At 73.6% G+C, this 13,871-nt stretch carries 14 protein-coding genes; 6 read left to right on the forward strand and 8 right to left on the reverse strand.

What is annotated here, in order from left to right; translation table 11 throughout:
- Positions 1 to 153: 153 nt before the first annotated feature.
- The 4 genes from purB to ACFY1P_RS12810 all read left to right on the forward strand — a co-directional run bounded on the left by purB (position 154) and on the right by ACFY1P_RS12810 (position 4,002).
- Positions 154 to 1,596 (forward strand): adenylosuccinate lyase, encoded by a 1,443-nt coding sequence (gene purB / locus ACFY1P_RS12795; protein WP_361529210.1) that lies wholly within the window; start codon positions 154 to 156, stop codon positions 1,594 to 1,596.
- Between the two features lie 170 nt (positions 1,597 to 1,766).
- Positions 1,767 to 2,201, forward strand: a complete 435-nt coding sequence (locus tag ACFY1P_RS12800; protein WP_361529213.1) for an MscL family protein — start codon at positions 1,767 to 1,769, stop codon at positions 2,199 to 2,201.
- A 25-nt stretch (positions 2,202 to 2,226) separates the two neighbouring features.
- Positions 2,227 to 2,751, forward strand: a complete 525-nt coding sequence (gene mug, locus ACFY1P_RS12805; RefSeq protein WP_361529246.1) for a G/U mismatch-specific DNA glycosylase — start codon at positions 2,227 to 2,229, stop codon at positions 2,749 to 2,751.
- A gap of 84 nt (positions 2,752 to 2,835) precedes the next feature.
- A complete protein-coding gene (locus ACFY1P_RS12810; RefSeq protein ID WP_361529216.1) occupies positions 2,836 to 4,002 on the forward strand; it encodes an ROK family protein in 1,167 nt (388 codons plus the stop codon).
- An 18-nt stretch (positions 4,003 to 4,020) separates the two neighbouring features.
- On the opposite strand, the gene ACFY1P_RS12815 is transcribed toward ACFY1P_RS12810, so the two are convergent.
- The gene (locus ACFY1P_RS12815) at positions 4,021 to 4,761 is read right to left on the reverse strand and encodes a GntR family transcriptional regulator (protein ID WP_361529219.1); all 741 of its coding nucleotides are present in this window, start codon (positions 4,759 to 4,761) and stop codon (positions 4,021 to 4,023) included.
- Between the two features lie 176 nt (positions 4,762 to 4,937).
- Here ACFY1P_RS12815 and ACFY1P_RS12820 point away from each other — a divergent pair, with 176 nt between their 5' ends.
- Complete coding sequence (locus ACFY1P_RS12820) at positions 4,938 to 5,717, forward strand: SDR family oxidoreductase (protein ID WP_361529222.1); 780 nt, start codon at positions 4,938 to 4,940, stop codon at positions 5,715 to 5,717.
- Here ACFY1P_RS12820 and ACFY1P_RS12825 read toward each other — a convergent pair.
- The gene (locus tag ACFY1P_RS12825; RefSeq protein ID WP_390750627.1) at positions 5,666 to 6,613 is read right to left on the reverse strand and encodes an RNA polymerase sigma-70 factor; all 948 of its coding nucleotides are present in this window, start codon (positions 6,611 to 6,613) and stop codon (positions 5,666 to 5,668) included. The genes ACFY1P_RS12820 and ACFY1P_RS12825 overlap by 52 nt on opposite strands.
- A gap of 154 nt (positions 6,614 to 6,767) precedes the next feature.
- On the opposite strand from ACFY1P_RS12825, the gene ACFY1P_RS12830 reads away from it, so the two are divergent.
- A complete protein-coding gene (locus tag ACFY1P_RS12830; RefSeq protein ID WP_361529228.1) occupies positions 6,768 to 7,598 on the forward strand; it encodes an alpha/beta hydrolase in 831 nt (276 codons plus the stop codon).
- A 185-nt stretch (positions 7,599 to 7,783) separates the two neighbouring features.
- On the opposite strand, the gene ACFY1P_RS12835 is transcribed toward ACFY1P_RS12830, so the two are convergent.
- The 6 genes from ACFY1P_RS12835 to bioD all read right to left on the reverse strand — a co-directional run bounded on the left by ACFY1P_RS12835 (position 7,784) and on the right by bioD (position 13,798).
- Positions 7,784 to 8,590, reverse strand: coding sequence for an SGNH/GDSL hydrolase family protein (locus tag ACFY1P_RS12835; RefSeq protein ID WP_361529231.1), 807 nt, complete (start codon positions 8,588 to 8,590; stop codon positions 7,784 to 7,786).
- Positions 8,591 to 8,663: 73 nt separating this feature from the next.
- On the reverse strand, positions 8,664 to 9,677 hold the full coding sequence (locus tag ACFY1P_RS12840) for a hemolysin family protein (protein WP_390750628.1): 1,014 nt from the start codon (positions 9,675 to 9,677) through the stop codon (positions 8,664 to 8,666).
- Entirely contained in the window at positions 9,674 to 11,011 is a 1,338-nt protein-coding gene (locus ACFY1P_RS12845) for a hemolysin family protein (protein WP_361529237.1), read from the reverse strand. Before ACFY1P_RS12845 ends, ACFY1P_RS12840 begins: the two co-directional genes overlap by 4 nt.
- A 196-nt stretch (positions 11,012 to 11,207) precedes the next feature.
- Positions 11,208 to 12,083, reverse strand: coding sequence for an LLM class F420-dependent oxidoreductase (locus tag ACFY1P_RS12850; RefSeq protein WP_390750629.1), 876 nt, complete (start codon positions 12,081 to 12,083; stop codon positions 11,208 to 11,210).
- A 100-nt stretch (positions 12,084 to 12,183) separates the two neighbouring features.
- Positions 12,184 to 12,879 (reverse strand): class I SAM-dependent methyltransferase, encoded by a 696-nt coding sequence (locus ACFY1P_RS12855; protein ID WP_361529243.1) that lies wholly within the window; start codon positions 12,877 to 12,879, stop codon positions 12,184 to 12,186.
- A gap of 202 nt (positions 12,880 to 13,081) precedes the next feature.
- Positions 13,082 to 13,798, reverse strand: coding sequence for a dethiobiotin synthase (gene bioD, locus ACFY1P_RS12860; protein WP_390750630.1), 717 nt, complete (start codon positions 13,796 to 13,798; stop codon positions 13,082 to 13,084).
- Positions 13,799 to 13,871 lie beyond the last annotated feature (73 nt).

Here is a 13,871-nt window from a genome sequence, read left to right on the forward strand (position 1 = left end):
CTTCCGCTCGCGGCGTCCCGGGCGTGCGCACCCACCATCCCACCGCCGCGGCGCCGCGGCACGCCCACTGCTTCCGTCGTGGCTGCTCTCGTAGCAACGCACGAACCGGGCCGGGGCGCTGGCCTGCGCGAACCGCCAGTAGACTCTGGTCGTGTGACAGCTGCGCCTTTGAAGCCCCGCATTCCCAACGTCCTCGCCGGCCGCTACGCCTCCGCCGAGCTCGCCGTCCTGTGGTCCCCCGAGTACAAGGTCACCCTGGAGCGGAAGCTCTGGCTGGCCGTGCTCCGCGCCCAGAAGGACCTGGGTATCGAGGTGCCGGACGCCGCACTCGCCGACTACGAGCGGGTCCTGGACCAGGTGGACCTGGCCTCGATCGCCGAGCGCGAGAAGGTCACCCGCCACGACGTGAAGGCCCGGATCGAGGAGTTCAACGCCCTCGCCGGTCATGAGCACGTCCACAAGGGCATGACGTCCCGCGACCTCACGGAGAACGTCGAGCAGCTCCAGATCCGGCTCTCGCTGGAGCTCGTCCGCGACCGTGCCGTCGCCGTGCTGGCCCGGCTGGGCAAGCTGGCCGGCGAGCACGCCGAGCTGGTCATGGCGGGCCGCTCGCACAACGTCGCCGCCCAGGCCACCACCCTCGGCAAGCGCTTCGCGACCACGGCCGACGAGCTGCTCGTCGCCTACGGCCGGCTGGAGGAGCTGCTGGGCCGCTATCCGCTGCGCGGCATCAAGGGCCCGGTCGGCACCGCCCAGGACATGCTCGACCTGCTCGGCGGCGACGCCGCGAAGCTGGACGAGCTGGAGCGCCGGATCGCGGGCCACCTCGGCTTCGCGCACGCCTTCACCTCCGTCGGCCAGGTCTACCCCCGCTCCCTCGACTACGACGTCGTCACCGCGCTGGTGCAGCTGGCCGCGGCCCCCTCCTCGCTGGCCAAGACCATCCGGCTGATGGCCGGCCACGAGCTGGTGACCGAGGGCTTCAAGCCGGGCCAGGTCGGCTCGTCCGCCATGCCGCACAAGATGAACACCCGCTCCTGCGAGCGTGTCAACGGCCTCATGGTGATCCTGCGCGGCTACGCCTCGATGACCGGCGAGCTGGCGGGCGACCAGTGGAACGAGGGCGACGTCTCCTGCTCGGTGGTGCGCCGCGTCGCGCTGCCGGACGCGTTCTTCGCGCTCGACGGCCTGCTGGAGACGTTCCTCACCGTCCTCGACGAGTTCGGCGCCTTCCCCGCCGTCGTCGCCCGCGAGCTCGACCGCTACCTCCCCTTCCTCGCCACCACCAAGGTCCTGATGGCCGCGGTGCGGGCCGGGGTCGGCCGCGAGGTCGCGCACGAGGCCATCAAGGAGCACGCCGTGGCCTCCGCGCTGGCCATGCGCGAGCAGGGCGCCGAGCGCAACGAGCTGCTCGACAAGCTCGCCGCCGACGACCGCATCCCGCTGGACCGGGCGGGCCTGGACGCCCTGATGGCCGACAAGCTGTCCTTCAGCGGTGCCGCCGCTGACCAGGTGACCCTGGTCGTCGCCCGCATCGAGGAGATCGCCAAGCAGCACCCGGAGGCCGCCGCGTACGCCCCGGGGTCGATCCTCTAGAGCCGACGCGTCCCGTTCCTCGCCGCCCGTGGCGGTGTCCTCCCTCGTGGGGGCACCGCCACGGGCGGTCGGCGTATCCGGGTCGGCCGCGCCGTACCGCCGACGACGGAAGTCCGGAATGTACCGTTCTGCGTGGTCTCATCGGATGCCCGACGCTAGGAGAGACGGCCGTGCTCAAGGGATTCAAGAACTTCGTCATGCGCGGTGACATCGTCACCGTCGCCGTGGGGCTGATCATCGCCCTCGCGATGAGCACGCTCATCAAGGCGTTCACCGACTTCGTGATCAACCCGATCATCACCCGCGCCCAGGGCGGCCACTCCATGGGCCTGGGCTGGCAGCTCGGCCGGACCGGCAACCGCGCCACCTACCTCGACCTCGGCTCCTTCCTCTCCGCCCTCGTGTACTTCCTCATCTTCATGGCCGTCGTCTACTTCCTCATCGTCGTGCCCTACAAGCACGTCCAGGCCCGCCGCGGACTCGTCGTCTTCGCCGAGCCCGGACCGCTCAAGGTCTGTCCGGCCTGCCTCTCGGAAGACCTGCCCGAGCGCGCCCGGAAGTGCCTCCACTGCGGCACGGACCAGCCGCCTGCACCGCCGGTATAGGGTTTTCCCCAAAAGGAGGGGACGCCTGGTGGTACCCGATGTCGTCGCGGAAGACCTCCGCGTGCTGTTCTGCGGCATAAACCCCGGCCTGATGTCCGAGGCCACCGGCCACCACTTCGCCCGCCCCGGCAACCGGTTCTGGCCCGTCCTCCACCTCTCCGGCTTCACCCCCCGCCGCCTCGCCCCCTTCGAGCAGGACGAGCTGCTGACGTACGGCTTGGGCATCACCAACGTGGTGGCGCGCCCCTCCGCGCGGGCCGACGAGATCGCCGACGAGGAGTTCCGCGAGGGCGGACGGCTCCTCGTCGAGAAGGTCACCCGGCTGCGGCCGCGCTGGCTGGCCGTCGTCGGCATCACCGCCTACCGCGTCGCCTTCGACGACAAGCGCGCCCGGATCGGCCCGCAGGACCGGACGATCGGCGCCACCCGCATCTGGGCCCTCCCCAACCCCAGCGGTCTCAATGCCCATTGGCCGCTCCCGAAGATGACCGAGGAATTCGAGCGGCTGCGCGCGGCGACGGAGCTGCCCGGAGCCGCCCGCTCCGGGTGAGGTCCCGAGGCTCGCCGCTCTCCCTCGCACCGGATACCATCCGACGCGACAGCAAAGGACACGCAAAGCGAGGAGGCGGCGACGTTGGGGCGGCTCACCGGCGGGGATCCGTCTCTGTTGCGGCGGATCAATTCGGCCGTGGTGCTGCACGCGCTGCGCTCGGCGGCGCCACCCGGTGCCCCCACGCTCACCGACCTGACCAAGGTGACGGGCCTGTCCCGGCCGACCGTCGAGGGCGTGGTCGAGGGCCTGATGGAGTCCGGCCTGGTGGTGGAGGCGCCCGCCGAGGAGGGCGAGGCCCGGCGCCAGGGCCGCCCGGCGCGCCGCTTCCGCTTCCGCGTGGAGGCCGGCCACCTCATGGGCATCGAGATCGGCCCGCACCGCATCGCCGCCCTGATGGCCGACCTCGGCGGGCGGGTCATGGGCTCGGCCTCCCTCGACGTCGCGGAGACCGCCTCGGCGGACGAGCGCCTGGGCTGCGTACGCGTAGCGGTCGCCGACCTGCTGGAGCGCTCGGGCGTGCCCCGCAGCCGGCTCCGGGCGGTCGGAGTGGCCAGCCCCGGCATCGTGGAGGCCGACGGGACCGTACGGCTGGGCACCGCCCTGCCGGGCTGGACCGGACTGCCCCTCGGGGAGCGGCTGCAGCGCTCGTTCCGGTGTCCGGTGCTGGTCGAGAACGACGCCAACGCCGCCGCCGTGGCCGAGCACTGGAAGGGCGCGGCCACCGCCTCCGACGACGTGGTGTTCGTCCTCGCCGGGCTGAGCCCGGGCGCCGGGTCGCTGATCGGCGGCCGGCTGCACCGGGGGTACGGCGGCGCGGCCGGGGAGATCGGCGCGCTGCACCTGCTGGGCCGCGAGGCCACCCCCGAAGTGGTGCTGTCCACCACGGGCGAACCCCTGCACCCGCTGGACGAGGCGCAGGTGGCACGGGTGTTCACGCTGGCGCGTGAGGGCGACGAGCGGGCCGGGGCGGCCGTCGACCGGTTCATGCGGCGGCTCGTGCACGACGTGGCCGCCCTGGTGCTCGCCCTCGACCCGGAGCTCGTCGTCGTGGGCGGCTGGGCCGCCGGGCTCAGCGGTGTCCTGGAACCCCTGCGCGCCGAGCTGGCCCGCTACTGCCTGCGCCCGCCGCGGGTCGTGCAGTCGCTGCTGGGCGAGGCGGCGGTGGCGACGGGCGCGCTGCGGCTGGCCCTCGACCACGTGGAGGAGCAACTCTTCGCGGTCGAGAGCACGGTGACGGCGCGGCGCTGAGCCGGACCGCGACCGGCGTCAGCCGGCCAGCAGCTGCATCCCCGAGTCGCCGAAGGTGAGCCGGCAGGTGTCCGCGCGATAGGTGGCCACGGCCACCGCCCCCGTGCGGCCCCCGGTGAAATAGCGGGTGGTGACGACGAGCACGGGCGAGCCCGGCAGCCGGTCGAGCTGCTTGGCGTCGTCGGCGCGCGCGGAGCCGAGCTCCACGGCCTGGTCCTGGCCGTCGAGCTCCAGGCGCTGCAACTCCCGGAGCACGGCACGGGCCCGGGCCGCGCCCGCTGGCGCGTCGATGCCGGTGAGGCCGGGCACACTGCTCAGCGGGACGTACAGCAACTCGGCCGCCACGGGCTGCCCGTGGGTGCGGCGGGTGCGGCGGACGGTGTGCACCGGCTCGCCGCCGCGGGTGTCCAGGAAGCGGGCGACGGCCGCGGGCGGGACCGCCTCTTCGCAGCCGACGGCGAGCCAGGCGTCCGGGCCCGCGCCGGGCCAGGAGTGGTCGGTGTCGCCGACGGAGACGCCCATGCGGGGCGGGGCGACGGTGGTGCCGACGCCACGGCGGCGCTGGAGGCGCCCCTCCAGCTCCAGTTGTTCGAGGGCCTGGCGCAGCGTGGCCCGCGCGACGCCGAAGCGGGCCGCGAGCTCGCGCTCGTTCGGCAGGATCTCGCCCACCGCGAACTCGGAGTCGAGTGCGTCGGTGAGCACGGTCTTCAGGTGCCAGTACTTCGGCTCCGGCACCGTGTCCAGCTGCGTGGTCCCCACCCTGATCCTCCGCAAAGGCTTTTCGCGCGCTTCTTTATTAAAGGTTGTTGCAGTATGCCTGCGACCATAAGGCGGCACGCAGACTTGGTCAAGACCAATGGCGTGATTGTCGGACCGGCCCCGGAGGTCCCGGCCCCGGGAGCCGGCCGCGCGGGAGCGCCGTCTAGGGTGCGGGCATGAACCCGCAGGCGTATCTCTCCGAACTCTTCTCGCTGGACGGCCGCGTCGCGGTGGTGACCGGCGGGAGCTCCGGCATCGGCCGGGCCGTCACCGGGGCGCTCGCGCGCGCCGGGGCGCGCGTCGTGGTCGTGGCCCGCCGTGAGACGGAGCTGGCCGCCACCGCCCGGGAGTTGACGGCCGAGGGCTGCCGGGCGGCCTGGGTGAGCGCCGACCTGGGCACCCGCGATGGCGTGCGCACCGCGGCGGACGCCGCGGCCGCGGTGTTCGGCGAACCCGACATCCTCGTCAACAGCGCCGGGATCAACCTGCGTCCGCCGATGGGCGAGCTGGGCGAGGACGTGTGGGACGCCACGATGGCGGTGAACCTGGAGGCGCCGTACCTGCTGGGGGAGCGGTTCGGGCCCGGCATGGCCGAGCGGGGCTTCGGCCGGATCATCCACATCACCTCCCAGCAGGCACACCGGGCGTTCGTGCAGAGCGGCGCGTACGGCGTCTCCAAGGGCGCGCTGGAGTCGCTCGCCCGCTCACAGGCCGAGGCGTGGTCCCCGTACGGCGTCACCTGCAACACGCTCGTGCCCGGCTTCGTGATGACGCCGCTCAACCAACGGCTGTCCTCCGACCCGGAGAAGGTGGCGGCGCTCGCGGCGCGCACGATGACCGGACGCAACGGCCTGGCCGAGGACTTCGCCGGTGCGGCGGTCTTCCTGGCGAGCCGTGCCTCCGCCTATGTCACCGGCCAGTCGGTCTTCGTCGACGGCGGCTTCTCCGTCCACTGAGCACCGCTCCGCTGCGCGAGCCCCGCGAGCTTGTCGGGGTTGCGCTGGACGTAGACGGCCGCGATCCGGCCGTCGGCGGAGAGCTCGACGCTGAGGACGGTGTCCGGCCGGCCCGCGGAGAGGACGAGCAGCGCCGGCCGGGCGTTGAGCTCCAGGAAGCGGACCTCCCCCTCCGGCACGCCCTTGTGGGCCACCGCGAAGAGGAAGCGCCCGACCTTGTCGGCGCTCTCCAGCACCCGCAGTGGCGCCTTGGACTTCCCGCCGCTGTCGCCGACGAGCCGCACGTCGGGGGCGAGCAGCGCCAGCAGGTCCTCGATGCTCCCGCCGGTGGCCGCCGCCAGGAACTTCTCGGTGAGGTCCCGCTGCCGGGCGGGGTCCACCGGGAATCGCGGCCTGCCCTCGTCGACATGGCGGCGCGCCCGCCCGGCGAGCTGCCGCACGGCCGCCTCCGAGCGGTCGAGCACGGCGGCGATCTCCTGATAGGGGAAGGCGAACGCCTCGCGGAGCACGAAGACCGCGCGCTCCAGCGGCGAGAGGGACTCCAGGACGACGAGCATGCCCAGCGAGACGGAATCGGCGAGCACGGCCCGCTCGGCGGTGTCCGGCACGGTGGCCCCGAAGTCCGTCACGACCGGCTCCGGCAGCCAGGGGCCGACGTAGCTCTCGCGCCGTGAACTCGCCTGGCGCAGCCGGTCGATGGCCAGCCGCGTGGTGACGCGCACCAGGAAGCCGCGGGCGTCGCGCACCTCCTCGCGGTCGGCGCGGGACCAGCGCAGCCACGCCTCCTGCACGACGTCCTCGGCGTCCGCGACACGGCCCAGCATGCGGTAGGCCACTCCGGTCAGGATGCCGCGGTGCTCCTCGAAGACGTCGAGCGCGGGGTCGGATGAGGTCACGGCGCCCATCCCACCGTGGCCGGGGCGGGGTTGTCCATATGAACCCGCTCTCACCGCCGCGGCCCCGGACCGCCGGGGTCTACCCAGCGGTAATCCTTGCTGACATCCTGTCCGATACACCGGCACTGCCCCGTGGATGACGAGGAGTCGCACCATGGCCGACACGGTCGCCTTCCCCATCGACACCCCCGCAGGAGAGCGGACGGTGGAGGTGTCCTACGAACGGCTCGGCGGCGGGGAACCCCTCGTCCTGCTGCACGGCATCGGCCACCACCTCCAGGTGTGGGACCCGGTCGCGGGCATACTCGCCGCCGAGCGCGACGTCATCGCCGTCGACCTGCCCGGCTTCGGCCGCTCGCCCGGCCTGCCCGACGGGATCCGCTACGACCTCCAGGGCGTGACCCCCGTCCTGGCCGCGCTCTTCGAGACGCTCGGGCTGGACCGGCCGCACGTCGTGGGCAACTCCCTCGGCGGGCTGCTCGCCCTCCAGCTCGGCCACGAGAAGCTCGTGCGCTCCGTCACGGCGATCTCTCCCGCCGGGTTCTGGAACGAGACCGAGCGCCGGTACGCCTTCGCGGTGCTCAGCCAGATGCGCCGCGGCGCCGTCACCATGCCCCCTCCGCTGGCCGCCCGGCTGGCCCGTACGGCGGCCGGCCGCGCGGCGATGGTCGGTCCCATCTACGCCCGGCCCGTGCGCCGTTCACCCGACGCCGTGATCGCGGAGACGCGCGCCCTGCGCGAGGCCACCGGCTTCGCCGCGACCCTGGAGGCGGGGCGCACGGTGCGGTTCGACCACGATGTGTCCGACATCCCGGTCACCATCGCCTGGGGCAGCAAGGACCGGCTGCTGGTGCCCCGGCAGGGCGTCCGCGCCAAGAAGGTGATGCCCGGCGCCCGGCTGCTGCGGCTGTCCGGCTGCGGCCACGTGCCCATGAACGACGACCCGGCGCTGGTCGCCCGCGTCATCCTCGACGCGTCCCGCTGAGCGTCGGCTGGAAGTCCGGTGCGTCATCTGCGGGTAGGTCGTGGCTGGTCGCGCCCACGCGGCGGAGCCGCACATCGAAAGAGCCCCGCGCCCCTTCGGGGCGCTGCCGAACCGCACCGACCTTCGTCAAGCTTGCTTAGCGGGGGCGTTCCCGCCACCCCATGGCGGGTTGGCCTGACTGGCCGTCAGCCCTGCGCGGGCGGGTTCAGGAGCACCGGCCGGGCCCGCCTCGAGACGGCGTCGAAGTGCGCTCCCACCCGGCCGTCCCCCGACGAGCGGCCCGTCAGCCGGCGGCCGATCCACGGCAGCAGGTGCTCGCGGGCGAACCGCGCGTCGGAGCCGCGGCGGGCGGCCCAGCCGGGGCGGACGAACGGAGGGAGCGGAGCGCGCCAGTCGAGCTCCGGTTCATGGCCGAGCGCCTGCCACACGGCCTCGGCCACCCGCCGGTGCCCCTCCGCGTTGAGGTGCAGCCGGTCCTCCGCCCACATCCGCGGATCGCCCAGCACCTCGGCGCCGAAGAGGTCCACCACCAGCGCGCCGTGCTTCTCGGCGAGCTCGTCGACGAAGCCGAAGAGGTGCTCCATGCGCGGCCGGAACCGCTCCAGCACCGGACCGTGCCGGCCGGGGCTGCGCATCAGCACCAGCTGCTTGCAGCTCGGCGCGATCCGCTCCACGGCCTCGGCCAGCCGGGCGCACACGAGATCCACGTCGCACTTCGGGCGCAGCACGTCGTTGAGCCCGCCGACCAGGGTCGCCAGGTCGGCGCCCATGGCCGCGGCGGCGGCCGACTGCTCGTCGGCTATCTGCCCGATGAGCTTCCCGCGCACGGCCAGATTGGCGTAGCGCAGGCCGCCGGGCGTACGGGCGGCCAGCCGTGCCGCGAGGAGATCGGCCCAGCCGCGGTACGAGCCGTCGGGGAGCCGGTCGGACATCCCCTCGGTGAAGGAGTCGCCGACCGCGACAAAGCTGGTGTATGTGGCATTCATCTGCATGGCGCGGCGATCCTACTCCTGCCGGACGGCCGGCCCCGGGGCGGTGCCGGATATCGCCCCGGGGCCGAGCGCCCTACGGCCGCTGGCCGACCAGCTCGCGCAGCACGTCCTCCAGGGTCACCAGGCCCACCGGCCGGTCGTCGTCGCCGGTGACCGCGGCGAGGTGGGTGCCGGTGCCGCTCATCGTCGTGATCACGTCGTCGAGCGGGGTGGCCGCCCGGACCGTCGCGATCCGCCGCATCCGCCGCACCGGGAACGGCTGGTCGCGCGGGGCGACGTCCAGCGCGTCCTTCACGTGCAGATAGCCGATGAGCCGGCCGGAGTCGTCGAGCACCGGGAAGCGGGAGAAGCCGGACTCCGCCGAGAGCCGCTCCAGCTCCTCGGGCGTGACCCCCAGCGGCGCGGAGACCACCTGCTCGACCGGGGTGACCACGTCCTTGACCGGGCGCTTGCCCAGCTCCAGGGCGTCCCGCAGGCGCTCGGTCGCGCGGTCGTCGAGCAGTCCCGCCGCGCTGGAGTCGGCGACGATCCGGGACAGCTGGTCGTCGGAGTAGGTCGCCGCGACCTCGTCCTTCGGCTCGACCCGCATCAGCTTCAGCAGGGCGTTCGCGAGCGAGTTGATGGTGAAGACCACCGGGCGCAGCGCCCGCGCCAGGGTCACCAGCGGCGGCCCGAGGAGCAGGGCGGTGCGCACCGGCTCGGCGAGCGCGACGTTCTTCGGGACCATCTCGCCGAAGAGCATGTGGAGATAGGTCGCCACGGCCAGCGCGATGACGAACGACACCAGGTGGATCAGCTCGCCGGGCAGTCCGACGGCGTGGAAGACCGGCTCCATGAGGTGGGCAATGGCCGGTTCGGCGACCACACCGAGGACCAGGGTGCACAGCGTGATGCCGAGCTGGGCGGCGGCCATCAGGGCCGAGATGTGCCGCAGGCCCCACAGCACGCTGCGGGCCCGCCGGTCGCCCTCGTCGGCGTACGGCTCGATCTGGCTGCGGCGCACGGAGATGAGCGCGAACTCGGCGCCCACGAAGAAGGCGTTGACGACGAGGGTCGCCAGACCGATGAGCAGCTGGACGACGGTCATCGGCCCGCCTCCTCACCGGTGGGCCGGCCCGCGGCCGGGGCCGTCAGCCGGACCCGGGCCGCACGGCGGCCCGTGGCATCGGCCACGTCGATCCGCCAGCCCGCGATCTCGACGGTGTCGCCCGCGGCCGGGATCCGGCCGAGCTCGGTGGCGACGAGCCCGGCGAGGGTCTCGTACGGGCCGTCCGGGGCCCGCAGCCCGATGATCTCCAGCTGGTCGGTGCGCACCGCGCCGTCCGCGTCGTAGAGCCGCCGGCCCTCGCCGTCCGTGCCGGCCGGGGCCAGGTCGGGCAGCTCGTCGGGGTCGTGCTCGTCGCGCACCTCGCCGACGACCTCCTCCACGATGTCCTCCAGGGTGACCACGCCGGCCGTGCCGCCGTACTCGTCGATGACGACGGCCATGGTGCGCCGGCCCGAGAGCCGGTCCAGCAGCCGGTCCACGGTCAGCGACGTGGGGACGAGCAGCGGCTCGCGCAGCGTCGCGGTGACGGGGTGGCGGGGGCGCTGCTCCGCCGGTATCGCCAGGACGTCCTTGACGTGGGCGGTGCCGATGACGGCGTCGAGGCTGCCGCGGTAGACGGGGAAGCGCGAGAGCCCGGTGGCCCGGGTGGCGTTCACGACGTCCTCGACGGTGGCGTGCGACTCCAGCGCCGTGACCTGCACGCGGGGCGTCATCACATTCTCCGCCGTCAGCTCGGCGAGGTTCAGCGTCCGGATGAACAGCTCGGCGGTGTCCGCCTCCAGGGCGCCCTCCTTGGCGGAGTGGCGGGCGAGCGCGGCGAGCTCCTGCGGGCCGCGCGCGGAGGCCAGCTCCTCGGCGGGCTCCAGGCCCATCCGGTGCAGGGTGCGGTTCGCGGTGTTGTTGAGGTGCCGGATCAGCGGGCGGAAGGCGGCGCTGAACGCGCGCTGCGGCCCGGCGACCTTCCTGGCCATCGGGAGCGGGCGCGAGATCGCCCAGTTCTTGGGGACCAGTTCGCCGATCACCATGAGGACGACCGTGGAGAGCACGGTGCCGAGCACCAGCGCGGCCGAGGAGGCCGCGGACCGGGACAGGCCGAGCCCCTCGACCGGGCCGGTGAGCAGCGCCGCGATCGAGGGCTTGGAGATCATGCCGATGATCAGGCCGGTGACGGTGATCCCGAGCTGGGCGCCGGAGAGCTGGAAGGTCAGGGTGCGTACGGCCTTGAGCGCGCTCTGCGCGCCGCGGTCACCCTGCTCGGCGGCCCGCTCCAGCTCCCCGCGCTCGACGGTGGTGAGCGAGAACTCCGCCGCGACGAAGACGGCGCACGCCAGCGTCAGCAGCAGGGCCACTGCCAGGAGCAGCACTTCCATCATCGGTTCCACACCTCCGTCCCATGATCGGGCAGGGCGGGGAGGATCGCGCGATGTCGGCTACTGGGAGGCTCGCCCATGGGCGGACGCTCACACCTTTCGGGAAGTGAAGGTACGGGTGACCATCCATGGTAAAGGATGAGCAAAGCAGCCAGTGGCCAGGGAGCGCCGGCCTCGCGCCCCCGGGCCGGTGCGGCCGTCAGGCGCGCAGCTCCTCCATGACGGGGGCGAACGCCTCCATGCTCGCCTCCAGGACGGTGAAGTAGGTGAAGCCGAACCGCTCGCGGTGGCCGCGCACCTGGTCCGCGATGTCCTTGACCGAGCCCACCAGCAGCGCCGGGTGCCCGAGCAGCTCGTCCTCGGTGAGCTTCACTTTCTCGCCCAGCTTGCGCACCGCGGCCCGGCGGTCCGCGCAGACGGACACGATCTGCACCAGGTAGTTCAGCTCGGCGGGTGTCTCGCGGCCGGCGGCGAACCCGTGGTAGACGGCCATCCGCTCCTCCATGAGGGCCGGGCTCATCAGCTCCAGGGCACCGGAGTCGTTCGTGGTGGCCCCGGTGAACGCCGCGATGTCGGCGTGCCGCGCGGCCAGCCGCAGCATGCGCTTGCCGTTGCCGCCGAGCAGCAGCGGCGGGTGCGGTGCCCGCACGGGCTGCGGTACGTGTTCCGGGTCGCCCAGCAGCCGGGTCAGCTCGTCGACCGTGTGCTCCAGGTGGTCCACGCGCTCGCGCGGCGAGCCGAACGGCAGCCCCGCTCTGTCGTGCTCCTCCTTCACATAGCCCGCGCCCAGCCCCAGTTCCAGGCGCCCGCCCGTGAGCTGGTCGGTGGTCGCCACCTCGCGCGCGAGCAGGGCGGGGTTCCACAGTCCGGCGTTGAGCACGAAGGTGCCCAGGCGCGGCCGCTCGGTCGCCTCCGCCGCCGCGACCAGCGACGGGAACGGCGCGGGCATGCCGAGGTGGTCGGGTACGAGGATGACGTCGTAGCCCAGGGACTCCGCCCGGCGGCACTTCTCGCGCCACTCGGCGGCGGAGCCGGGTGTCAGCATGTTGACGGCGAAACGGAACGGACGTGTCATGAAAGCCCCCTTGATCGTTCTCGGCGCCGACCTTACCGGAGGGTGACTCCGTTTGGTGTTCCGGTCTCCTGGTGAAGTTCCGGTCTCCTGGTGAGCGGAGTCAGGAGGCGCCGCCGGCCCCGTCCGGCTCGGCCGGGCGCCGGGCCACCCCCAGCACACAGGGCGAGACCGGATTCGGCACCCGGCCCGCCGGGACGCGCAGCCGCCGGTACGCGCCGAGCTCGAAGCCCGCCGCCACGATCGCCGCCAGCGGATCCCGGGCCGTGTGACAGCCGCCGAACAGCACCGGCCAGACGGTGGCGTCCAGCACCCGCTGCACCGCCGCGGGCACCGGCCCCTCCGCCCGGACGTGCTCGAAGAACCGCAGCTCACCGCCCGGCCGCAGGACCCGCCGCAACTCCGCGAGCGCCCGCCGCACATCCCGTACCGAACACAGCACCAGCGACACCACCGCCGCGTCGAACGCCTCGCTCTTGACCGGCAGCGCCTCCGCCGCCCCGGGCACGACGTCGACCGGAACGCCCGCACGGACCGCGGCGTCCACCGCGCGTCTGCGCAGCAGCCGCTCCGGCTCGATCGCCACCACCTCGGAGACGGTGGCCGGGTAGTGCGCGAAGTTCAGGCCGTTGCCCGCGCCGATCTCGATCACCCGGCCGGACAGCCCGGCCAGCAGCTCCCGCCGGTGCGCGGCCATGCCGGCGCGTTCGTCGAGGAGCGGGCTCAGCTTCGCGTAGTACCGGGCGAACACCGGATGGTGCACGGAGTCGTGCGGCGTCGTGGTGGACCTGAGCGACATGGCACACCCCTTCCCGGGGATACGGCGGCTATCGCGAGTCTTCCCCCGTCAGGCCCACCCGCACCACATCCGGTGTGTCCGGTGTGCGGGATGTCCCGGGCGCGCCGGTGGGAGCTCCGGTGGCGCCCCGAAGGGGCGCGGGGAACTGCGCGACCGGCCACGGTGCGCCCGCAGGTGACCTACCGGACTCCGAGCGGAGCGCTCAGCCCCGCTGTGACGACGCGAAGCCGGCCGCGTCCCACGTGCCGTTCAGCTCCGGCGCCAGCCAGCCCCGCGCCGCGGCGCGGAAGTCCGCGGGCGGCAGCGCGCCCGCGCCCTCCGGCACCGCGCCCAGCAGCGGCGCGCCCGCCGCCTCGGGGAGATCCGCGAGGTTGCAGCGGGCCGCGAGGTCCGGATCCGCGGGCCAACTGCCGATCACCACGCCCTGGCAGCGCAGACCACGGGCGCGCAGTGCCTCCGCCGTGAGCGCGGTGATGTTGAGCGTGCCCAGGCCCGCCTGCGCCACGAGCAGCACGGGGGCGGCCAGCAGGCCCGCCACGTCCGCCAGCGTCGAACCGGCCTCGTCGAACTGGACGAGCAGCCCGCCGGCGCCCTCCACCAGGACCAGGTCGTGGTCGGCCGCCAGCCCGGTCGCGGCCCGCTCGGCCTCGCGCGGCCGCACGGGCGCGCGGCCCGCGCGGCGGGCGGCGGTCGCGGGGGCCAACGGGTCCGGGAAGCGGGCGAGTTCGCGGCCCGTCACCGGTCCGGCCAGCCGCTGCACCTCCGCGATGTCACCGGCTTCGTCCGGGGCGACGCCGGTCTGGGCGGGCTTGAGCACGGCCACCGTACGGCTCGCGGCCAGGGCCGCTGCCGCTATGGCCGCCGTGACGACGGTCTTGCCGACCTCGGTGTTGGTGCCTGTGACGACCGTGATGGTCACGTTCTCTGCCTCCGATACGTTGTCGCCTCGCCGCCTGCGGCGGGCTTGTCCTCCTGCCCCGCCCCGGCCCCGG

This window comes from Streptomyces sp. NPDC001407, assembly GCF_042895325.1.
Lineage (GTDB): Bacteria > Actinomycetota > Actinomycetes > Streptomycetales > Streptomycetaceae > Streptomyces.